This is a genomic window from Nocardia sp. CDC160 (assembly GCF_035818795.1).
In the GTDB taxonomy this organism is placed as follows: domain Bacteria; phylum Actinomycetota; class Actinomycetes; order Mycobacteriales; family Mycobacteriaceae; genus Nocardia.
Window position 1 is genome coordinate 854549 of the sequence record NZ_JAYKYT010000002.1, and the last position, 20043, is coordinate 874591.

A 20043-nucleotide genomic window follows, 5' to 3' on the forward strand; every position below is an offset into this window, starting at 1 on the left:
CTCCTGAAAGTCGTTGGGCCCGAGGGTCTTAGATGATCTTCTGAGCGACCAGGTAGGAGGCGATCTGGTTGCCGCCCTCGCCCTCGTCCACGATCTTCTCGCCAGCGGTGCGCGCGGGCTTCGGAGTCACGCCGGTCACCTGGGTGCCAGCGTTCGCAACGCCCACGGTCTCCGGGTCCACGCCCAGATCGGCCAGGGTGAAGGTCTGAACTTCCTTCTTCTTGGCGGCCATGATGCCCTTGAAGGAGGGGAAGCGCGGCTCGTTGATCTTCTCGGTCACCGAGACGATGGCCGGGAGGGTGGCCTCGAGCTTGAACACGCCCTCGTCGGTCTCGCGCTCACCGGCAATGCGCTCACCGTCGACGGTCAGCTTGCGCAGGTGGGTCAGCTGCGGCAGGCCCAGGTATTCGGCGATGATGGCCGGAACCGCACCGGCGCGACCGTCGGTGGCCTCGTTGCCCGCGATGACCAGTTCGATGCCCTCGATCTGGCCGAGAGCCGCGGCCAGGATGTAGGCGGTCTGCACGGCGTCCGAGCCGTGGATGGCCGGGTCGTTGATGTGGATCGCCTTGTCCGCGCCCATGGACAGGGCCTTGCGGATGGCCTCGGTGGCCCGGTCGGGGCCCGCCGCCAAGACGGTGACCTCGCCGCCCTGCGCCTCCTTGATCAACAGCGCCTCCTCGACGGCGCGCTCGTTGATCTCATCGAGGATGGCGTCGGCGGCCTCGCGGTCGAGGGTGTAGTCACCGCTGGTCAGCTTGCGCTCGGACCAGGTGTCGGGAACCTGCTTGATCAGTACGACGATGTTCGGCATTGGTCTTCGTCGACCTCCTGTTCTGGTGGCACTGGGTGTGGCGGTCGCACGAGTTCGTCACGTACGTCCACAAGTAGCTCGTTCGGGAGATTACCCTACGTTAAGTTACTCGTGGGTAACTTAGAGTGTGAGTTTCCGCATCGGTCCATCCGGTCGCGGGTGTGATATGCGCAACCGCTAACGTCGGAGCAATGAGCGAGGCCGTGAGTCCTGTTGAAAACCCCACCGATCCCCTGCCTTTGACCGGTGAGCGGACGGTGCCCGGCATCGCCGAGGAGAACTACTGGTTCCGGCGGCACGAGATCGCGTACGTGCGGATGCTCGAGCAGTGCGCGGGCAAGGTCGTGTTGGAGGCGGGTAGCGGAGAAGGCTACGGGGCCAACATGATCGCGGACGTCGCGGCGCAGGTCATCGGGCTGGACTACGACGACAGCGCGGTCGCGCACGTGCGCGCGAAGTACCCGCGGGTGGAGATGATCCAGGGCAATCTGGCCGAATTGCCACTCGATGACGCGTCGGTCGACATCGTGGTGAACTTCCAAGTGATCGAGCACCTTTGGGATCAGGCGCAGTTCCTGCGCGAGTGCCTGCGGGTGCTGCGGCCCGGCGGGAAGCTGTTGATCAGCACGCCGAACCGGATCACCTTCTCCCCGGGGCGCGATACGCCGCTCAACCCTTTCCATACGCGTGAGCTGAATGCCGCGGAGATGACCGAGCTTCTCGTCGAGGCCGGTTTCGGCGTGGAATTGATGGCGGGCATCTTCCACGGGCCCGAACTCGTGGCGCTGGACCAGAAGTGGGGCGGGTCGATCATCGACGCGCAGATCGAGCGGGCGCTCGCGGGTGAGCCGTGGCCCAGTGATCTCGCCACGGATGTGGCCGCCGTGCGCATCGACGATTTCGAACTGCTGGCCGATTCCGAACGCGATATCGATGCCAGCCTGGATCTGGTCGCCATCGCGGTGAAGCCGTGAGCGACAACGTTTCTCCGGTGCCGGGCCAGTTCACGCTGGTGCTGCACTCGCACCTGCCGTGGCTGGCGCATCACGGGCGGTGGCCGGTCGGTGAGGAATGGCTCTACCAGTCCTGGGCGGCGTCGTATCTGCCTGTCGCGAAGGTGTTGAGAACCCTTGCGGCCGAAGGGCGTTCGCATCTGCTGAGCCTGGGCATCACGCCGGTGCTGGCGGCGCAGCTGGATGATCCGCACTGCCTGAAGGGCATGCATCACTGGCTGGGCAACTGGCGGTTGCGCGCGGACGAGGCGTCCATGGCGGGCAATACCGCCCTCGGCGTGCACGAACATCGGCTCGCCAGTGCGGCTTTGGACGATTTCGAGACGCGGTGGCGGCACGGGGCCTCGCCGGTGTGGCGGGAACTCATCGACGCCGAGGCCATCGAACTGCTCGGTGGGCCGCTGTCGCATCCGTTCCAGCCGCTGCTGGACGCGCGGCTGCGGGAGTTCGAACTGGTCGAGGGGTTGGCCGACGCGCAGGCACGGTGGGGCCACACGCCCGCCGGTATCTGGGCCCCCGAATGCGGATTCACGCCGGGGATGGAGAAGACCTATAGCAAGGTCGGCATCACGCACTTCATGGTCGATGGTCCCGCGTTGCGCGGCGACACGACGCTCGGGCGACCCGTGTGGGATTCGGATGTGGTTGCCTTCGGCCGGGATCTGACGGTCAGCTACCGGGTGTGGTCGCCGAAATCCGGCTACCCGGGGCAGCCCTACTACCGTGATTTCCATCACTATGACCACGCCACCGGGCTCAAGCCCGCGCGGGTCACGGGCAAGACGGTCGCCGGTCCCGACAAGGCCCCTTACGACCCCGACCTAGCGGCGGCGGCCATCGAGAAGGATGTTGCGGATTTCGTGGCGACCGTGCGCGAGCGGTTGATCTCGGAGTCCGCGCGACTCGGTCGTCCGGCGCTGGTGGTGGCCGCGTTCGACACCGAATTGTTCGGGCACTGGTGGCACGAGGGTCCGCAGTGGCTCGAACAGGTGCTGCGCGCGCTGCCCGAGGCGGGGGTCACCGTCGGCACGCTGGCCGATGCGCGGGCCCGCGGCTACGTGGGCGAACGCGTCGAATTGGCCGACTCCTCCTGGGGTTCGGGCAAGGACTGGCGGGTGTGGGCCGGGGATCAGGTCGCGGATCTGGTCGAGCTCAATGCCGAGGTGGTGCGGCTCGCGCTCGACACCCTCGACAAGATGCGCGTGGACGCGACCGGGTTGCGCGACACCGTCGCCGATCAGCTGCTCCGCGAGGCGATCCTCGCCGTCTCCAGCGACTGGGCGTTCATGGTGTCGAAGGATTCCGCCGCCGGATACGCGCGCGACCGCGCCCATCAACACGCGCACGCCGTGCGGGAGATCGCCGCGGCGGTGGCCGCCGGGCAACTCGCCAAAGCGGGGCAGTTGGCGGCAGGATGGTACGCGGCCGACGGACTCTTCCCCGCGCTCGACGCGCGCAGGCTCGGCCCCGCTTCAGAAGGACCCGCATGAAGATCTTGATGGTGTCGTGGGAGTACCCACCCGTCGTAGTCGGTGGGCTGGGCCGCCACGTCCATCACCTGGCCGTCGAGCTGGCCGCGGCCGGGCACGAAGTGGTCGTGCTGGCGCGCCGCCCGATGGGCACCGACGCCACCACCCACCCGACCCACTCGTTCATCGAGGAGGGGGTGCTGGTGGTGGCGGTCGCCGAGGATCCGCCCGCCTTCGACTTCGGTGAGGACATGCTGGCCTGGACGCTGGCCATGGGGCACGCCATGGTGCGGGCCGGAATCGCGTTGCACAAGCCGGGCATCGGGGAGGGCTGGACGCCCGAGGTGGTGCACGCCCACGACTGGCTGGTCGCCCACCCGGCCATCACCCTGGCCGAGTATTACGACGTGCCTTTGGTTTCCACCATTCACGCCACCGAGGCGGGACGACACAGCGGCTGGGTCTCGGGCCGGGTGAATCGACAGGTGCATTCGGTCGAGTGGTGGTTGGCGCACGAATCCGACGCGCTCATCACGTGTTCGGAGTCCATGAAGGACGAGGTGCACCGGCTCTACGGGGCCGAGCGGGTGCCGATGACGGTGATCCGCAATGGCATCGACGTGGGCGCGTGGACCTTCCGTGAGCGCGCCCCGCGGTCGGGGCCGCCGCGGCTGCTGTATGTCGGCCGTCTCGAATACGAGAAGGGCATCCAGGACGCGATCGCGGCCCTGCCGCGCATCCGGAAGTCGCACCCGGGGACCACGCTGACCATTGCCGGTGTGGGCACCCAATTCGATTGGCTGCGTGAGCGTGCCCGCGCGCATCGGGTGGCGCGGGCGGTCAATTTCGTCGGCAAGCTCGACCACACGGATCTGCTGGGTTGGCTGCACAGTGCCGACGCCATCGTGCTGCCCAGCCGCTACGAGCCCTTCGGCATCGTGGCCCTCGAGGCCGCCGCCGCGGGCACCCCGCTCATCACCTCCACGGCCGGTGGGCTCGGCGATCTCGTCACCGACGGCGTCACCGGCGCATCCTTCGAACCGGCCGATGTGAACGGTGTTGTGGACGCGGTGATTTCGGTGCTCGACGATCCGGCCGCCGCCCAGGATCGCGCCTGGTCCGCCCGCGAACGGTTGACCGCCGATTTCGCGTGGGATGTGGTGGCGCAGGAAACCGCCCTGGTCTACCAGGCGGCCAAGCGTCGCGTCCGGACTCCGCTGGGCCGTCCGGTCATCTCGGAACGCCCACTGCCGGAACGGGATCCGAACCAGCCATACTGAGCACTACACACCGGATCCGTCAGGATTCGCCGGGGACACCCTTTTGCCCTGAATTAGAACGTGTTCTAATTCAGGGATGGTGCCCCTGGTTCACGGCCATGCCGACCCGGCCTTCCGGTCCGTGCGCGAGATCTTCGAGGCGAGCATCGCCGACGGACAGAATCTCGGCGCGGGCGTCGCCGTCTACCTGAACGGGCGTGCGGTGCTGGACCTTTGGGGCGGCATCGCCGATGCGAAGACCGGCCGGGCGTGGGAGCGGGACACCTTGTGCGTGAGCTTCTCCTCCACCAAGGCCGTCACCGCCACCGCCGCGCTACGGGTGGCCACCGAACACGGCATCTCGGTGGAGAAACCGGTTGCGGACTGGTGGCCCGAATACGCACGTGCCGACAAGGATTCGACGACGCTGGCCGATTTCCTGACCCACAGCGCCGGACTGCCGGTCCTCGATCGGCCCGTCTCCGCGGCGGAGGCCGCCGAACCGGGACTCGTCGCCGGGCTGCTCGCCGCGCAGCCGCCACTGTGGGAGCCAGGCACCCGCCACGGTTACCACGCCCTCACCTATGGCTGGCTCCTTGCCGAATTCATCCGCCGCCAAAGCAATTCCACGGTCGGCGGCTACGTGCGACGGCATCTGGGACCCGACCTCCACATCGGTGTCCCCGCCACACTGCTGAAAAAGGTTGCCCGCCTGACTTTTCCCGCTTCCGACGAGCAGGAGTGGACCGGCGACCCCGACCCCATCTCCCTCGAATCGGTGCGTCGCATGGCTCACGCCTTCCGCGATCCCGAGTCGCTCATCATGCGCGCGACCGCCAATCCCCCTGCCGCGTACAACAATCCGGAGGTGCTCACCGGCGGCTGGCCCGCCACCGGCCTGGTCACCACGGCCCGCGCCCTGGCCTGCCACTATCGCGATCTGCTCGCTGGTGACCTGCTGCCCCGGGCGGTCCTCGCCGACGCGATCCGCGAACGGGTCCGGGGCATCGACGCGGTTCTGGGTTCCACCTCCGCCTACGGACTCGGCTATGCGCTGGCTTCGGAGAACATGATCGTCCCCGCGGCCGCCCACCCCACCACCTTCGGCCACCCGGGCGCGGGCGGCTCGATCGGCCTGGCCGACCCCCACCATCGCCTGGCCTTCGCCTTCATCCCCAACCTGCGGCGCGACTGGCTCTCCGGTGACCGCCGCGCCCACCGGCTCCTCGAGGCCGTCTACGCCGCGCTGTGACCGTCAGTTGAAGGGGCAACCCGGGTTCGGGGCATCCTCGGAGAGCGGGCTACCGGCGGGCAGGACGTACAGCACATCGAGAATCTGCGGTTCCGTCCCCAAATTCCGCTCGATATGGATGTTTCCCGACCCGGCCCGCTCCACGAATGCCGTGCCCGGCCCACCCGCTTGGTCGATGGCGCAGTCGGAGTCGTAATGGCTGATCTGCCCCTGCCGTACATACGCGTACAGCGTGCCGTCGTGGTAGTGCCATCCCGTGGAACCGCCTGGGGCGACGGTGATTTCGCGCAGGATGTATTGGGTACCGCCAATGGTGGTCTGCGACAGGATCACCGCACTGACCCCGTCCGACGGCGTCGCGTGCGCGGTCGCCCCCATCGACCCCATCAGCGCGACCGACGCCAGACCTGCCAGCACAGCTCGAGAACCGAGAGTCATCGGCTCACGGTAACGCGCGACGTGCGGATCCGCAGGGCGTCGATCACCTCCGCCCCCGACCATGCTTCAATGCAGAATCGAGCTAACTACCAGCAAAGGGGGCGTGGTGACGTTCGAAGTCCAGCCGAGCACCCTGAAGAACGCGGCGAGCACGCTGAAGGGGCTGGCCAACGACATAGGCGACGCGGGCACCGTCCCCCATTTGGGCGCGAGCCGCGGCGTCTCGGCCATGCCGGGCTCGGCCGTCGCCAAGGCCCTGGAAGCCGCGGACCCGGCCAGTTCCCAGGCCAAGACCGTCCTGAAATCCCGCTTCGACGGCATTGGCGGACTGCTCTACGCGACCGCCGAGCAATTCCACGGCACCGATGTGGATCTGGCCAAGAAGCTGGATGCCATCGGCGATCTGAACAACACGGCGGTGTAGTCGAATGGGGACGCCGAGCAAAAGCCAAGTCCTGCTGTGGAATCTGCAGGCCTTCGCCGATGTCGCCGCCGACGCCGACAAGATCACCTCGGCCATCGACGACCGGGCCGACACCATGCACCGGACCATCCACGACCTGCGATGGTCGGGCGCGGCCAATCGCGCCGCCACCGGCCGGGCCGATCGCGAGAAGCAACAGATCCGGGCCGTGGCGACCGCCTACTTCCACTTGGCCGAGGCCTGTCGTGACGTCTTCGCGCTCCAGCCGACCGTCACCGATCTGCAGAACCGAGTGCGCGCGCTGGAGGGCGGTGGCGAATTCCGCGTGGACGAGGATTGGACCGTCCACGCCGCGGACAAGAAGAACGACGACGAGGCCACCAACAGCACGATCACCTTGCAGGCCATGGCCAAACACCTCGGCGAGGAGGACGACCGGCTCGGACCGGTGATCACCGCCGCGGTCGCCGAGATCAGCAAGCTCGCTCCCACGACGAGCACCCTGACCATCCCGCCCGCGTTCTCGGATCTGTCAGAGCAGACCGCCAAGAAGGACCTACAGGCCTTCGAGGACGGCACCGCGACCGACGAACAAATCGCCCGCCTGAAGTTCGCGACCAACCTCTCCCCCGAGCAGAAGGAGAAGCTGCAGCGCGGCGAGCCGATCGACGTGCCCCGCGAACAGTTCGACTACGTCCGCGGTCTGATGCGCGGCCAGGACGGGATGTACCTCGACCAAATCGAGAACATCGGCTCCCGACTACCCGCCGACAAGGCCAACCAGGTCCACGCCGCCATGGCCGATGCCATGCAGATCGTTTCCAACCCCGGCATCAACGCCCCGGGCGGAAATCAGGGCGGCATGCAACAACTGCCCTCCCACGTCAGGGAACTGCTCACCGAAAACCCTCTACACAACTCCCTGGGCGGACCGTGGGTCGACAAGAACGGCTTCACCTCGGTGACGAACATCGTCAACCGAGGCGACCCGAGCCTGCGCCTCGGCACGGATCTCGACCGCGGCATGCTCAAACAAGCCTCGGAGATCACCAAGATCGCCGACCGCTACACCGACGAGAACCACTGGATGGATGGCGTCGGCGGCGTAGCCGACAAAATGCTGGGCGCAGCCGGACCCGACCACGCCGCCGTCTCCGACTTCATCACCGGCCACGGCATGAACGCAACCGTCACCCACGGCGGCACCTACAACGCCGACGAACACGTCATGTCAGTGTTGAGCCACGGCTGGAGCAAAGACGAACACGGCGCGGAGAACCTCTTCAAATGGATCGGCGGCCCCGAAGCCGTACCCGATCCCCAGCACCCCTGGATCGCCGAGCGAGCAGGCCACACCGCCGACGCGCTGGCGCAGATGCTCGTCAGGAACGAAGACCACCTGGCATCCAATCTGCCCGGCCATGACGGCGCATCGCTGGGAAAGGTGAACCCTGGGCTTACCCAATCCCTTTCGGAAGCGATGCGACCGTACCTGGGGAACTTTGTGGCGGCACCGGACAACATGCTTGTCAATCATTCGGCGCACTCGTTCGAATCCGTCAGCGATCTGTCCAAGCTTTTCACCGTTCTGGACTCGGATCCGACGGCCTCGAAGATCATCAATTCGGCTGGGTCCCAATGGCAGGACTATCTCGCCTACCAAGCTGGACTACACCCCGATCAGGGCAGCTCACTCGGCTTCCGAGCCGGTCAGCTGAGCGTTGCGATGAAGGAGGGATTCCAGAATCAATTACAGTTGTTGAATACCGAAAACCAGTGGGACTACACGCAGCGCTACAACCAGCACACGGCGCTGTCCGATGCGGCTTCGGGTTGGTTCGGCGCCTTGCCTGGTGTGGGAACCGTGGCTGGACCGTTGGCATCGTCAGCGAATGCTTGGTTCAAGCTCGAAGGGCTCTCGGTACCCGGGGATCCGCAGCACCCACTGCCTCCCGACAAGATGACTCAACAATTGCAGGCGAGTGCCGAAAAACTGACCAATCCCGATACCCTGCGAAGGCAATTCAGCCTGTTGTCCGGGTATGCGCAGAACCATCAGGACATCGTGCCCACGTTCGACCAGCCGCCGGGGGCAGATGGGTCACCCGCGCCAAACCTCCTGCAAGACTGGAACGCGGCTGTAGACAAAAAGAACCAGTTCAACGATCTCTACCGTGCCGTGGACAAAGCTTCGGGAAATGACATCGGAAGATATGAGGATGGATTCAAGGACGGGCTCAGTGACAACAACATCATCACGGCCGGCGCGAAGCCCGAGGGATCGAGCGGGCCGGTGCGATGACTAGGGCGGAAGTCGTAGCGACGGTGCGTTGGGTGGGGCTGTGTGCGCTGTGCCTGTCGATGGTCGGTTGTGGTGGGAGTACGAGCGAGCGGACAACACAGACGAGCGATCCGGCTCCGCGACCGGCACTCGACCTGTCGTTCCACTGGACGAACCCGTCGGCGGAGTTGACTACGTCGGACGCGACCTTCGTACGGGCGTTCATGGAATCGATGCAATCCATTGTCCTTTCGGGAAATAGCGCGGACGGATATCCCGGATTCGACCGCGTGAACAATGGAGTCTGGATATCGCAGGACGACACGCCACAAAACCCGCAGTACAGGAACGTGTACATGAATATCCTCCGGATCGAGCATCCGTACGGCTCCACAGCGCAAGCGGCGGTGTGCCTTTGGATGGGCTCGGAAGGTTTTCATGGATTTCCGACGCATCTGAGCTACACGCAGCGCGGCACTTCTCCGCCGACCGACCAAGCGGGTCCCGAGAAGCGTCCCCGGGCAGATGTTTTCGGCGATTGGCGCATCAGCCGCGTTGACGAGGATTCTAATGAGGACTGGGAAACCTGCGGAAAGCTGAAACCGGCCGACATCGCCCCGCCGGACGCGGCGATCGCACCGGTTCCCGGGTGGCCTGCGGCGAAATAGGTTAGGCGTCCATCTTTTTGAGGGCTTTTTGGACGGTGAGGTAGGTGCGGGTGGTGATGTCTTTGCCGAGGGTCTTTTCGACCACCTGCATGAAGTTGGTGGTGCTGGGGTTGGTGTTGTCGATGATCGACAAGAGGGCGGCGGCTTCGGGGTCGAACCGGACGATTTTGACCGTGTTGGTGTCGTCGGCGGGGAAGGTTGGGAGGGTCTTGGGGGTTTCGCGGACGAAGGTGACCGTCAAATAGGTTTCGCGGCAGTGGGTTAGGCCTGCGAAAGGGTCGGAGGCGACCAGGTTTTGTAGTTGGGTGTGGGTGCGGATGAGGGTGCCGCCGGGGATGCCCAGTTCGGTGTTGAGGGCTTTTTGGATCTTGGCTTCCAGGGCGGGGACGTTGGTGTCCTTGGTCTGGAAGACGACGTTGCCGCTGGAGAGCAGGGTGCTCACGTTTTCGAAGCCCAAGCCCTCGAAGACCCCGCGGAGTTTCTCGCTGCGCATATTGGGGTTGGAGGGCATGATCCCGCGCAGGAAGGCGGCATAGCTGTGCATGGGCTAGAAGCTACCTGCGCGGGGTGACGAAATCAGGAAGCGGCTACGCCGTTCTTCTTGCGTTCGATGTCGGCGAGGGCCGCGAGATGGGCGGCGCGCTGCTCGGCGGCGGAGTCCCAGGCGTCCTTGCGGTTCTTGACGACCCTGGCGGGCGCACCGACGGCGATGGAGTAATCGGGGATGTCGCCCTTCACCACGGCGTGGGCGCCGAGGACGCAGCCGCGACCCACACGGGTGGAGCGCAGGACGGTCACCTTGGCCGCGATCCAGGTGTCGGGGCCGATGCGGACCGGGGATTTCACGATGCCCTGGTCCTTGATGGGCATATTGATGTCGTCGGTGACGTGGTCGAAGTCGCAGATGTAGCACCAATCGGCAACCAGGGTGGATTCGCCGATCTCGATATCGAGGTAGGTGTTGACGACATTGTCCTTGCCGAACACCACCTTGTCGCCGATGCGCAGCGAACCCTCGTGGCAGCGAATGGCATTGCCGTCGCCGATGTGCACCCAGCGGCCGATCTCGAGACGGCCCAACTCGGGGGTCGCGTGAATCTCCACATTGCGGCCCAGGAAGACCATGCCGCGCAACACCACGTGCGGATTGGCCAGCCTGAACTTGGCGAGCCGGTAGTAGCGCACCAGATACCAGGGCGTGTACGCGCGATTGGCGATGACCCACTTCAGCGATGCGGGCGTGAGGAACCGGGCCTGCTCCGGATCCCGGCGGCGCGAACCCCGCCAACGCGAGCGCAGCGGTGCGCCCCACATGCTCGTCACGAACTACTCCCTGTGTTCACCGGTCGTTTCAACGAGGGTATCCGTCCCCGTCGCAAGCCTTGAAAGTAGGCTGTGCTCCGGCTGTAGCGGCCCGGGGTAAATCTACAGACTTCCGTACTGGCAGAAGGGACACCAGCAGGTGCGAAACGGCAGGCGGCAGACCGGACGGGAACGACGCGTGCGCACGGGCGCCCAGGTGCTGGCTACCGCGGCCGCCGGACTATTCACCCTGACCGCGTGTTCGTACGGCAGCACGAGCGTCGACGATATCGGCGTCGGGCCGGGCAAGGGCTGGCCGCTGGCCTTCCGGGACGCCCACAACAGCGGGTCCAGTCCGGTGACCGGGTCGCGCAAGCTGGCGCTGAATTGGTCTCGGCCGGTGGGCGGTCCGGTCGCGCAGCCGGTCATGGTCGGCGGCGACGGGCAGCTCTTCGTCACCACCCGCATTCCGGGCTGCAACAGTGTCTCGTTCCAGATGCCGACCGGGCGCAAACGCTTCTGCAACACCATGGGCCCCAGCGCCATCTACGGCGGCTCCGCGGTGGACGGCAGCGGCAATGTCTATATCGGCGACGACGGCGCGGTGTACTCCTTCAACAATCTCGGGCAGCCGCGCTTCCGCACGCCCGCCGCCGGGACACCGGTGTCGGTGCAGTTCACCGGCGACGGAAATGTCTTGTCGGTGACGCAGTCCGGACAGATCGATGTGCTGTCGCGGCAGACCGGCGATCGCCAGGTCCCGACCTTCCAGCTGCTCGGCGAGCCCGATTTCCTCGCCAATCCGTCGCTGAATCGGCCGCCGGACGGGCAAGGTCTGGAGGACTGCGCGGTCGGCGGGCCGCAGTGCCCGGTCGCGAATGTGTCCGCGGTGGATCAGAAGTCGGGACGCTTCTACGCGACCTTGTGGAAGCCGGGCGAGGGCCAGGCCGCGCTCGTCGCGCTGACCTACAACGGCAAGGACGTGCACGTCGACTGGGACGCGCAGATGCTCACCGGGGGCAGCGCCACCAGCCCGGCACTGTCGGCGGACGGGTCCACGGTGTACGTGGGCGACAATACGAATCGGCTGATCGCCGTCGACGCCGCCACCGGCAAGACCAAATGGGTTCAGGATCTTGGTTTTCCGGCTCGCGGCGGCATTTCCGTCGCCGACGGGCTGCTCATCCCCGCGGGCGACGAGGGCCATCTGGTGGCCCTGCGCGACAAGGGTGACAGCGCCGAAATCGCCTGGGAGCGCAAGGATCTGGAACTGCGCGGGCGGCCGGTGCAGACCGCGGGCGGCACCGGTTACACGGTCGCACCGATCGGGGACAAGCTGACCCTGGTCACCTTCGACACGCATTCGGGCGCGACGGTGCAGTCCAACGACCTGCCCGGCGCGGAGGGTACGACCGTCGGCACGGCGGTGGGCGACAAAGGCGAGGTCGTCGTCACCACCCGCATCGGCGAGCTGTTCGTCTTCAAACCCGAGACGTAGCAACCGTTTCCGACGGGAGGATCAGCGCAAGGTCTCCGCGAAGGCATCGACGTTCGCCGAGACCCGCCGCAGCAGGTCCATGAGGGTGCGGTAGTCGTCGTCGGTGAGGCCCTCGGTGGCGGCCCTGCGTTGAATCTGGATGCGCTCGAACAGTTTCGCGTGCGCGGCCACACCCTCGGGAGTCAGGGTGTAGGTTCCGGCGTCGTCTACGTCGACCCAGCCGCGGGCGATGAGTACGTCGACATACGGTGCGGCCGTGGGGTCTTGGGCGTTCACGAATGGGGACAGCGCCCCATCGAGAGCGGTGGCGTCGAGCGGGCCGCCGGAGAGGGTGTGGGTGATCTGCCAGTGGCGTCGGCGCAGGCCCTCGATGGCGAGCAGGGCGGTGAAGTTGTCCTCCAGGGTCTTGTCGATGTGTTTGAACCAGTAGCCCATTGGCTTCGGGGTGTCGGTCATGAGCGTTTCCAATCAATTGTCACATTACATATACATGTACTTTAGCAAGTAATTGTAAGATGACAAGGGTGAAGGACAACGACCCCGCGATCGTCGCCATCGAGCGCGCCATGGTGGCCATCCGACGCAGCCAAACCCGCCGGGCGCTCAACAAGTTCGCGGCCCGCGCGGGCGGACCGGCCGTCGATCCGACGGTGTTCGGCGTGCTGGACGCGGTCGAGGCACGCGATGGCGAGACCACGGTCAGCGATATCGCCACCGCGCTCGGGGTGGATCAGCCGCGCGCGAGTCGTCTGGTGGCGCGGGCGGTCGCCGAGGGACTGCTGGAACGACGCGCCGACCAGGAGGACGCGCGACGGATTCACCTGCACCTGACCGCCGCCGCCCGCACCGCGCTCGGCCGCGCGCACACCAATCGTCAGGCCGTCTTCGCGGAGGCCACGGCGAGCTGGACGGACCGCGATCGGACCGAATTCGCCCGCCTACTCACCAAATTCGTCGCCGACTTCGAGGCCACCACGGCCCGCGACTGAACCTCGGACCGTGCGTCAGGCGTGGTCTGGGCGCACGGAATCGAGAACGTTCGCCGCGCGGGTGAGCATGTCCATCAGGGACGCCATTTCGGCCTCGGTGAATTCGGCGGCCAGGGCGCGTTCCACCGGGACCGCGCGAGAGTCCGCCTCGTGCATGACTTTTCGGCCCGCATCGGTGAGGCGAGTTTCGAGGACATTGCGGTGCCAGGCGTGCGGGGTGCGCTCGATCAACCCGCGGTCGCGGAGGTTGCCGAGGACGGTGTTCATGGTCGGCGCGGTGACCCCGCAGCGGCGGGCCAGCTCGGCGGCGGAGATGCCGGGATTCTCGCCGAGGACGTAGAGGGCCGCGTACTGGGGAATCGTGACGCCCGCGGGCTTGAGCGCGGCGTTCTTCGCGCCCATGAGGGCTTGTTCGGCGCGCTTGATGAAGGTTCCCAGGCGCTCTTCGACCGGCATCGACGTCACTCGAGCATGATAGCTCATGCAGTTGTTCGAACCTTGACGGACATTAGAGTTCTAATCTATCTTCGTCCTCGCACACGCCGTTTCGAAGGAGCACGCCCATGACCCACCCGGTCATCCCCGAGAAGTACACCGACCTGCTGACCCGGCCGCTGTTCGCGCATCTGGCGACGCTGAATCCCGATGGGACGCCGCAGGTCACGCCGATCTGGCAGCTCTGGGACGGGGAGTTCCTGCGCTTCACCACGACCACCACCCGGGCCAAGCACCGCAATACCTCGCGCGATCCGCATGTGGCGGTGAGCATCAACGATCCGGACGCGCCGTACCGCTACCTGGAGGTGCGCGGCGTGATCGAACGGATCGACGCCGACCCGCAGGGCGAGTTCTTCGATGTCCTGGCCCGGCGCTACGGACTCGCCTACGAGAAGCCGGTCGGCGACCACCCGGACCGCGTCGTCCTCGTCATGCGGCCCACGCACGTCAGCTACCAGGGCTGAGCTTCCCGGATTTCAGGGCGTCGCGCAGAGGAAAACCGTTGCCGTCCGGCCGATTCGGGTGACGACCAGCGTATGCGGTTGGGAACCCTTGAGTTTGAGGCGATTGCGCAACGCGTCCGGATCGATGTCGACGCCGCGCGCGAGAATCTCGAGCGGGCCGCAATCACGACGATGCAGCTCGGCTCGCAGCGGCTTCTCCCGGAACTCCATCCGATCCAGAATCCGGAACCCGCGCACACCCTCGGGCACCTTGTCGCCGGTCAGGTAGGCGATGCGCGGATCCAGCTGCCACAGGCCGTGTTTCGCCGCGTAATGCCGCACCAGCCCGGCCCGCACCACCGCACCGTCGGGATCGATGATCCACTCCCCCGGCTCCCGCTCGGGGATCTCATCCGGGTCGGCATCGGTCAGCGTCCACGGGTCGGCGGTAGACGAGAGCACGGTGGCCCGACGGGTCACACCGGCTTCCGCCAAACCCGGTGACCACAGACAGGCTTCGCGCACCGCCCCGTCCAAGGAGACAACCTCGACCTCACCCGCCCATCCGAGCTTGTCGAAATCCAGCCCGGGAGCGCACTTCACGGCCAAGTCTCGACCGGCGTACGCAGTCAGCAGATTCGGCAGCGGAGGCTGAAGTTTCGCCGGATCATGCGTCCGCTTCCCATCCGCTCGCCGCGCCGGATCTGCAATCACCACGTCCGCACTGCTGCACGGCACCAACGCATCAGCCTTGGCCAGCAATACTTTTCGCGCACCGAGATTGTGCGCCGCCATGGCGAGGCGGATGTCGTCGAGGTCGCTGCCGATGACGGCGGGGCAGACCCGGGACAATTCGGCCAGTTCCGCGCCGATGGAGCAGGTGATGTCGTGAACGGTCCTGCCCGCCAGGCGATGTGCGCGATGCCGAGCCACGGCCGTCGGCGTGGCCTGTTGCAGGGCATCGTCGGTGAGGAGCCACTCGCCCGCCCCGTCGAGTTTGGCGGCGGCGCGGCGGCGGAGGCGGACCGTCTCCACCAAGGCGGGGGCGTGGTCGCCGAAGGACTTGCGCAGGCGCTCGAGATCCTTGAGCAGCGAGGCGGGCGTGAGCGCGAGATCGCCTACCTCGGCCAGGGCGGCCGCGCCGGCCGGGCTGGCGAGGTAGGCGATGTCGTCGCGAGAAAAGGTGTAGGCCACGGGGATTCGTGGGGTGGCCTACTTGGCGGCGGCGCCGGGCTTCACGCCGGTGATCATGGCGTTGTAGAAGAACTGGCGGGGCACCACGTGGCGCAGGACCTTTTCGTCGAGGGCCGAGAAGGCCAGCCAGGCCTTGTACTGGGCCATGCGGTAGCGCCAGGTCAGCTTCTCGTCGGGGACCGCGGCCTCGAAGGTGCGCACCGGCCAGCCCCACAGGGCGGCGGCGAATTCCTCGGTCTTGGCCTGCACCTCGATGGCACCGGCGCTGGTCGCCATGCGCTCGAGATCGGCGGGATCGAAGGTGTGCAGGTCCACCACGGCCTCGAGCGCGGCGGCGCGGGAGGACTCGTCGAGCTCCTCCTGCGGGCGACGCCAGTCGCTCAGGAACGGCAGCTTGGTGACGTTGGTGGTGACCTTCCAGGTCAGCTGGCCGAGCTTGCGGGCGTAGAAGTTGCCGATGGTGGTCGGCTCACCCGCGAACACGAACCGGCCGCCCGGCTTCAGCACCCGCAGGCACTCCTTCAGCGCCAGCTCCACATCCGGAATGTGGTGCAGCACCGCGTGACCCACGACCAGATCGAAGGTGTCGTCCTCGTACGGGATGGTCTCGGCGTCGGCGACCCGGCCGTCCACGTCCAGGCCCAGATTCTGGCCATTGCGGGTGGCGACCTTGACCATGCCGGGCGACAGATCGGTGACCGACCCGCGCTTGGCCACCCCGGCCTGCATCAGGTTCAGCAGGAAGAAGCCGGTGCCGCAACCCAGTTCGAGGGCGCGGTCGTAGGGCACCTCGGCACTCGGGGCGACGGCGTCGAAACGACCGCGCGCGTACTCGATGCAGCGCTCGTCGTAGGAGATCGACCACTTGTCGTCGTAGGTCTCGGCCTCCCAGTCGTGGTACAGGACCTGGGCCAGCTTGTTGTCGCTATACGCGGCCTGGACCTCCGCCTCGGTGGCGTGCGGGTTCGGCGCGGGGTCTTCAGGACCAACTGTCATGCAGGGCAGCCTAATGAATACCCCGGTGAACGGTGTTATCGGGCCGCTTAACGGCCGGTGAACCGGGCCGCACCCGGACCATCGACCAAATAAGAACGTGTTCCAACCTGCTGATCTTCGGTGCCGAACAACTCGGCCCATTCGCGACGCGCGCGATCGTGGCCGTGCGTACCCGCCTCGAACACCCGCTTGGCCGCGGCCAGCGCCAGGCGCGGGGCATCGGTGAACTGCTTGGCCCAGCGCAGGGCGGCGGCGAAGACATCGTCGGGGGCGACCACTTCGTCGACCAGCCCCAGCGCAGCGGCTTCCTTGGGGTCCACGAAGCGGCCGCTGTAGACCAGATCCTTGGCATGCGAGGGGCCGATGAGCAGGCTCAGGCGGCGAATTCCGGCCAACGGGATCAGCCCCGCCTTGATCTGCGGCAGGCCCAGTTTCACGTTGTCGCCGATGATGCGGCGGTCGGCGGCCAGGGCCAGTTCGAGACCGGCGCCGAGGGCGTAGCCGCTGATGGCCGCGACGGTCGGCTGCGGCAGCCGGGCCAGGGAACTCAGCGCCGACTGGAAATCGGCGGCCATGGCCTGCGCCTGCTCGGGCGAGAGCCGCGACAGCTCGGCCATGTCGTCACCGGCGCAGAACACCCGCTCGTCGCCGTAGACCACCACGGCCGCGATCCCCGCATCCGCCGCGATCTCCTCGGCCGCGGCCGACACCTCCAACGCCACCTGGAGATCGATCAGATTCAACGGCGGGCGGGCAATGCGCAGGACGGCGACACTCTCCGCCACACCCCGGTCCACGGTCACGAATTCGGCCACAGCCGATCACCCTACTTCGGGCACCGGATATGGTGTCCCTCCGCCCGTGCGGGCGGTGCTCGAGCGTGGAGTCCTGATGCGTGAAATGTGGTGTCCCACCTGCGACCTGACCCTTCCGGAACCGGGCAGCAGGTGCCCGTCCTGTGCGGCCGTGCCGGAGCTACCGGCGTCGTATTGGATTCGGGTGTTCCTGGCGGCGCTCGCGCAGGTGGGGTTGCCGATCGCGATCGGGGTGGGATTGGAAACCCATGTGCTGGCCGCGGGGGCCGCCCTCGGCATCGCGATCAGCGCGATCCTGTGGAGCCTGCTCTGGGCGGCGGGCACCCCGCAGTACTGACTACACCCCGCAGTACCGACTACTGCGGCCTCTGCGAACCCCGGATCCGCGAATTGTCCGGCAGCTCCGCGAAGTAGCGGTCCGCGTGCGGGAAGGCCAGGGCCGGACCGCCACCCGACGGGTCGTACACCGGCATGATCGGCTCGATCACCCGCTCGGCCGCGAGAATCTCGGCGGTCGAGGCGAATTCGTTGAGCGCGGTGAGCTGGGCCCAGGTCGGCGGCAACAGCACGTCGAGACCCGCGCGCCAGCGGTCGATGGCCTCGGCCGGGGTGCACCAGGTGACCACCTCGGCCTCCGAGGTCGCGCCGTCGGCCAGTTGGCCCGCGGGCAGCACCGCGACGAAGAAGCGGGTGTCGTAGCGGCGCGGCTCGATCACCGGGGTGATCCAGTTGTCCCAGGGGCGCAGCAGATCCGCGCGCAGCACCAGGTTCTCAGCAGTGAGGAATTCGGCGAAGGACAGTTCGCGCCGCTCCAGCCGACCGCGCGCATCGGCGTACACCGAGGTGTCGGAGACCACCGAGTCGGCGGTCGGTCCGGCGAGCAGCACACCGCATTCCTCGAAGGTCTCGCGGACCGCCGCGCAGACCAGGGCCTGCGCGCGCCCGGCGTCGATACCGAAACGCGCTGCCCACCAGGCCGGTTCGGGTCCGGCCCAGTCCAGGGCGATGGACGCGTCGGAGGGGTCGACGCCGCCGCCGGGGAAGACGGTCATTCCGGCGGCGAAGGCCATGCCGCCCACGCGACGCTGTAGGAAGACCTCGGGGCCGCGCGCACCGTCGCGCACCAGCATGACCGTGGAGGCGTCCTTGACGGGCGCGGCGGCGGGCTGGGATTCGGCTATTGCTTCGCTCACAGTCGGACCATAACTGTTGCCTCGGCTAAGCGACACCATCGGTTTCGGATCGGGTGTGCCGCCGCGTGTCAGTCCGTCAAATGGACCGATCCGACGCGGGTTTCGATGACCGCCTGACCGGAGGCGTCGTGGCGGGTCCAGCTGCCCTCGACCTTCCCGGTGCGATAGTCCTGCACCTGACTCACCACCGCCCCGGTGTCGTCGGTCCAGGTAACCAGGAAGATGCCCGCCTCGATGGGCTCGACCGCGACCGGCGTGCTGGTCTGGCGTCCGGTGTCGGCCGCGGTGTAGGTGACCGTGCGCCCGTCGGTGGAGAAGGTGATGGTCCCGCCCGAGCCGGTGTCATAGGTGAGCTGCACCGTCTTGCCGTTCAGATCCGAGGGCACCGCGGCCTTGCCGAGCGTTTCCGCGGCGTGGGAGTTCGAAACCCTCTGGGCGGCCGGAGGATCGGCCACGCATCCGGTGGCGGCGACGGCGATCACCAGCAGCGCGATCGCACCGATGCTCCGGACCAACGTCCGCTCCCTCCGTACACGGCAGTTGCGGACAGTTTGCCCATACCGTACGAAGGATGCAATCGCACCGCGCCGGGGATGTTCCTACCGGTTCCGGTGGCGGCCGAAACGCTGGCTGCGGCGGGCGAAGTAGCGGCCGTCGATGCGATCGAGCTGAATCGATTGGCGGAAGGCCTCACTCAGGTTTTCCGAGGTGAGCACGTCGGTGAGCAGGCCCTGGGCCACCACGCTGCCCTCGTTGAGGAGCATGCCGTGGGTGAAGCCCGGCGGAATCTCCTCCACGTGATGGGTGACCAGCACGGTCGCCGGGGCGTCCGGGTCGGCGGCCAGATCGCCGAGGCGCTCCACCAGTTCCTCGCGTCCGCCCAGATCCAGTCCGGCGGCGGGTTCGTCGAGCAGCAGCAGTTCCGGATCGGTCATGAGCGCGCGGGCGATGAGCACGCGCTTGCGCTCCCCCTCCGACAGCGTGCCGTAGGTGCGGTCGGAAAGGTGTTCCGCGCCCAGGCTTTCCAGAATGTCGACGGCACGATCGGTGTCCATATCGTCGTAGCGCTCGCGCCAGCGGCCCATGACCGCGTATCCGGCCGACACCACCAGGTCGGCGACCTTCTCGTCGAGGGGCACGCGGCTGGCGACGGCGGCCGAGGACAGGCCGATGCGCGGGCGTAGTTCATTGATGTCGGTGCGACCGAGCGTCTCGCCGAGCAGGTTGGCGACGCCGGAGGTGGGATGCATCTCGGCGGCGGCCATGCGCAGCAGAGAGGTCTTCCCGGCCCCGTTGGGGCCGAGCACCACCCAGCGTTCGTCCAATTCCACCTGCCAGGTGACCGGACCGACCAGGGTGTGTCCGGAACGTCGGACGGTGACGTCGCTGAAATCGATGAGCAGATCGGGATCCGGTTGCGGCACGGGGTCCATCTTGGCCCACCGCCCTGGACGATCGTCAACGTGGTGGGAAAACTCTGCGCGTGTCATCCTCCGC

23 protein-coding genes are annotated in these 20043 nt (G+C 66.9%); 11 read left to right on the forward strand and 12 right to left on the reverse strand.

From position 1 onward, the window contains the following. Positions 1 to 28 precede the first annotated feature (28 nt). Positions 29 to 814: an electron transfer flavoprotein subunit beta/FixA family protein gene (locus VMT40_RS11430; RefSeq protein WP_326357948.1), complete on the reverse strand. Its 786-nt coding sequence runs from the start codon at positions 812 to 814 to the stop codon at positions 29 to 31. 191 nt (positions 815 to 1005) lie between these two features. On the opposite strand from VMT40_RS11430, the gene VMT40_RS11435 reads away from it, so the two are divergent. From VMT40_RS11435 to VMT40_RS11450, 4 genes are all read left to right on the forward strand, one after another. Continuing rightward, a complete protein-coding gene (locus tag VMT40_RS11435) occupies positions 1006 to 1788 on the forward strand; it encodes a class I SAM-dependent methyltransferase (RefSeq protein ID WP_326357949.1) in 783 nt (260 codons plus the stop codon). Then, positions 1785 to 3317 carry a glycoside hydrolase family 57 protein gene (locus VMT40_RS11440; RefSeq protein ID WP_326357950.1) on the forward strand — a complete coding sequence of 511 codons (1533 nt, stop codon included), beginning with the start codon at positions 1785 to 1787 and terminating at the stop codon, positions 3315 to 3317. Before VMT40_RS11435 ends, VMT40_RS11440 begins: the two co-directional genes overlap by 4 nt. After that, on the forward strand, positions 3314 to 4576 hold the full coding sequence (locus VMT40_RS11445) for a glycosyltransferase family 4 protein (protein WP_326357951.1): 1263 nt from the start codon (positions 3314 to 3316) through the stop codon (positions 4574 to 4576). The genes VMT40_RS11440 and VMT40_RS11445 overlap by 4 nt, the downstream gene beginning before the upstream one ends. A gap of 76 nt (positions 4577 to 4652) precedes the next feature. Continuing rightward, positions 4653 to 5807, forward strand: a complete 1155-nt coding sequence (locus VMT40_RS11450) for a serine hydrolase domain-containing protein (protein ID WP_326357952.1) — start codon at positions 4653 to 4655, stop codon at positions 5805 to 5807. A 3-nt stretch (positions 5808 to 5810) separates the two neighbouring features. On the opposite strand, the gene VMT40_RS11455 is transcribed toward VMT40_RS11450, so the two are convergent. Continuing rightward, positions 5811 to 6245: a cupin domain-containing protein gene (locus tag VMT40_RS11455; RefSeq protein ID WP_326357953.1), complete on the reverse strand. Its 435-nt coding sequence runs from the start codon at positions 6243 to 6245 to the stop codon at positions 5811 to 5813. A gap of 106 nt (positions 6246 to 6351) precedes the next feature. On the opposite strand from VMT40_RS11455, the gene VMT40_RS11460 reads away from it, so the two are divergent. The 3 genes from VMT40_RS11460 to VMT40_RS11470 are packed head-to-tail and all read left to right on the forward strand — an operon-like array spanning position 6352 to position 9618. Then, positions 6352 to 6669: a type VII secretion target gene (locus VMT40_RS11460; protein WP_326357954.1), complete on the forward strand. Its 318-nt coding sequence runs from the start codon at positions 6352 to 6354 to the stop codon at positions 6667 to 6669. Between the two features lie 4 nt (positions 6670 to 6673). After that, the gene (locus VMT40_RS11465) at positions 6674 to 8971 is read left to right on the forward strand and encodes a TPR repeat region-containing protein (protein ID WP_326357955.1); all 2298 of its coding nucleotides are present in this window, start codon (positions 6674 to 6676) and stop codon (positions 8969 to 8971) included. Between the two features lie 32 nt (positions 8972 to 9003). Beyond that, a complete protein-coding gene (locus VMT40_RS11470) occupies positions 9004 to 9618 on the forward strand; it encodes a hypothetical protein (RefSeq protein ID WP_326357956.1) in 615 nt (204 codons plus the stop codon). A 1-nt stretch (position 9619) separates the two neighbouring features. On the opposite strand, the gene VMT40_RS11475 is transcribed toward VMT40_RS11470, so the two are convergent. Together VMT40_RS11475 and VMT40_RS11480 are read right to left on the reverse strand one after the other, a co-directional pair. Beyond that, positions 9620 to 10162, reverse strand: coding sequence for a DUF1697 domain-containing protein (locus VMT40_RS11475; protein ID WP_326357957.1), 543 nt, complete (start codon positions 10160 to 10162; stop codon positions 9620 to 9622). 32 nt (positions 10163 to 10194) lie between these two features. Next, the gene (locus VMT40_RS11480; protein WP_326358581.1) at positions 10195 to 10932 is read right to left on the reverse strand and encodes an acyltransferase; all 738 of its coding nucleotides are present in this window, start codon (positions 10930 to 10932) and stop codon (positions 10195 to 10197) included. A 187-nt stretch (positions 10933 to 11119) separates the two neighbouring features. Between VMT40_RS11480 and VMT40_RS11485 the strand changes: the two genes are divergently transcribed. Beyond that, positions 11120 to 12418: an outer membrane protein assembly factor BamB family protein gene (locus tag VMT40_RS11485; protein ID WP_326357958.1), complete on the forward strand. Its 1299-nt coding sequence runs from the start codon at positions 11120 to 11122 to the stop codon at positions 12416 to 12418. 21 nt (positions 12419 to 12439) lie between these two features. Here the strand turns inward: VMT40_RS11485 and VMT40_RS11490 are convergent, their stop codons facing one another. Further along, positions 12440 to 12874 carry a MarR family winged helix-turn-helix transcriptional regulator gene (locus VMT40_RS11490; protein WP_326357959.1) on the reverse strand — a complete coding sequence of 145 codons (435 nt, stop codon included), beginning with the start codon at positions 12872 to 12874 and terminating at the stop codon, positions 12440 to 12442. Positions 12875 to 12942: 68 nt separating this feature from the next. Between VMT40_RS11490 and VMT40_RS11495 the strand changes: the two genes are divergently transcribed. Then, the gene (locus VMT40_RS11495; RefSeq protein ID WP_326357960.1) at positions 12943 to 13407 is read left to right on the forward strand and encodes a MarR family winged helix-turn-helix transcriptional regulator; all 465 of its coding nucleotides are present in this window, start codon (positions 12943 to 12945) and stop codon (positions 13405 to 13407) included. Between the two features lie 15 nt (positions 13408 to 13422). Here VMT40_RS11495 and VMT40_RS11500 read toward each other — a convergent pair whose 3' ends face one another. Beyond that, the gene (locus VMT40_RS11500; protein ID WP_326358582.1) at positions 13423 to 13863 is read right to left on the reverse strand and encodes a MarR family winged helix-turn-helix transcriptional regulator; all 441 of its coding nucleotides are present in this window, start codon (positions 13861 to 13863) and stop codon (positions 13423 to 13425) included. A gap of 107 nt (positions 13864 to 13970) precedes the next feature. On the opposite strand from VMT40_RS11500, the gene VMT40_RS11505 reads away from it, so the two are divergent. Further along, positions 13971 to 14369 (forward strand): PPOX class F420-dependent oxidoreductase, encoded by a 399-nt coding sequence (locus VMT40_RS11505; protein WP_326357961.1) that lies wholly within the window; start codon positions 13971 to 13973, stop codon positions 14367 to 14369. Between the two features lie 12 nt (positions 14370 to 14381). Here the strand turns inward: VMT40_RS11505 and VMT40_RS11510 are convergent, their stop codons facing one another. From VMT40_RS11510 to VMT40_RS11520, 3 genes are read right to left on the reverse strand one after another with little or no spacing between them, the layout of a single operon-like run. Next, positions 14382 to 15542, reverse strand: a complete 1161-nt coding sequence (locus VMT40_RS11510; protein WP_326357962.1) for a class I SAM-dependent methyltransferase — start codon at positions 15540 to 15542, stop codon at positions 14382 to 14384. A gap of 18 nt (positions 15543 to 15560) precedes the next feature. Then, the gene (locus tag VMT40_RS11515; RefSeq protein ID WP_326357963.1) at positions 15561 to 16538 is read right to left on the reverse strand and encodes a class I SAM-dependent methyltransferase; all 978 of its coding nucleotides are present in this window, start codon (positions 16536 to 16538) and stop codon (positions 15561 to 15563) included. A 47-nt stretch (positions 16539 to 16585) separates the two neighbouring features. Beyond that, positions 16586 to 17353: an enoyl-CoA hydratase-related protein gene (locus tag VMT40_RS11520; protein ID WP_326357964.1), complete on the reverse strand. Its 768-nt coding sequence runs from the start codon at positions 17351 to 17353 to the stop codon at positions 16586 to 16588. Positions 17354 to 17504: 151 nt separating this feature from the next. Here VMT40_RS11520 and VMT40_RS11525 point away from each other — a divergent pair, with 151 nt between their 5' ends. Continuing rightward, on the forward strand, positions 17505 to 17690 hold the full coding sequence (locus tag VMT40_RS11525; RefSeq protein WP_326357965.1) for a hypothetical protein: 186 nt from the start codon (positions 17505 to 17507) through the stop codon (positions 17688 to 17690). A gap of 19 nt (positions 17691 to 17709) precedes the next feature. Here VMT40_RS11525 and VMT40_RS11530 read toward each other — a convergent pair whose 3' ends face one another. From VMT40_RS11530 to VMT40_RS11540, 3 genes are all read right to left on the reverse strand, one after another. After that, the gene (locus VMT40_RS11530; protein ID WP_326358583.1) at positions 17710 to 18483 is read right to left on the reverse strand and encodes an NUDIX hydrolase; all 774 of its coding nucleotides are present in this window, start codon (positions 18481 to 18483) and stop codon (positions 17710 to 17712) included. A 131-nt stretch (positions 18484 to 18614) separates the two neighbouring features. Beyond that, complete coding sequence (locus VMT40_RS11535; RefSeq protein ID WP_326357967.1) at positions 18615 to 19061, reverse strand: MoaF-related domain-containing protein; 447 nt, start codon at positions 19059 to 19061, stop codon at positions 18615 to 18617. A gap of 84 nt (positions 19062 to 19145) precedes the next feature. Further along, complete coding sequence (locus VMT40_RS11540; RefSeq protein ID WP_326357968.1) at positions 19146 to 19979, reverse strand: ABC transporter ATP-binding protein; 834 nt, start codon at positions 19977 to 19979, stop codon at positions 19146 to 19148. Positions 19980 to 20043: the final 64 nt, after the last annotated feature.

Coding starts and splice junctions, on each gene's coding strand:
- VMT40_RS11430 (WP_326357948.1), bottom strand. CDS start 814: ATGCCGAACATCGTCGTACTGATCAAGCAGGTTCCCGACACCTGGTCC.
- VMT40_RS11435 (WP_326357949.1), top strand. CDS start 1,006: ATGAGCGAGGCCGTGAGTCCTGTTGAAAACCCCACCGATCCCCTGCCT.
- VMT40_RS11445 (WP_326357951.1), top strand. CDS start 3,314: ATGAAGATCTTGATGGTGTCGTGGGAGTACCCACCCGTCGTAGTCGGT.
- VMT40_RS11450 (WP_326357952.1), top strand. CDS start 4,653: ATGGTGCCCCTGGTTCACGGCCATGCCGACCCGGCCTTCCGGTCCGTG.
- VMT40_RS11455 (WP_326357953.1), bottom strand. CDS start 6,245: ATGACTCTCGGTTCTCGAGCTGTGCTGGCAGGTCTGGCGTCGGTCGCG.
- VMT40_RS11465 (WP_326357955.1), top strand. CDS start 6,674: ATGGGGACGCCGAGCAAAAGCCAAGTCCTGCTGTGGAATCTGCAGGCC.
- VMT40_RS11475 (WP_326357957.1), bottom strand. CDS start 10,162: ATGCACAGCTATGCCGCCTTCCTGCGCGGGATCATGCCCTCCAACCCC.
- VMT40_RS11480 (WP_326358581.1), bottom strand. CDS start 10,932: ATGTGGGGCGCACCGCTGCGCTCGCGTTGGCGGGGTTCGCGCCGCCGG.
- VMT40_RS11490 (WP_326357959.1), bottom strand. CDS start 12,874: ATGACCGACACCCCGAAGCCAATGGGCTACTGGTTCAAACACATCGAC.
- VMT40_RS11500 (WP_326358582.1), bottom strand. CDS start 13,863: ATGCCGGTCGAAGAGCGCCTGGGAACCTTCATCAAGCGCGCCGAACAA.
- VMT40_RS11505 (WP_326357961.1), top strand. CDS start 13,971: ATGACCCACCCGGTCATCCCCGAGAAGTACACCGACCTGCTGACCCGG.
- VMT40_RS11515 (WP_326357963.1), bottom strand. CDS start 16,538: ATGACAGTTGGTCCTGAAGACCCCGCGCCGAACCCGCACGCCACCGAG.
- VMT40_RS11530 (WP_326358583.1), bottom strand. CDS start 18,483: ATGCTGGTGCGCGACGGTGCGCGCGGCCCCGAGGTCTTCCTACAGCGT.
- VMT40_RS11540 (WP_326357968.1), bottom strand. CDS start 19,979: ATGGACCCCGTGCCGCAACCGGATCCCGATCTGCTCATCGATTTCAGC.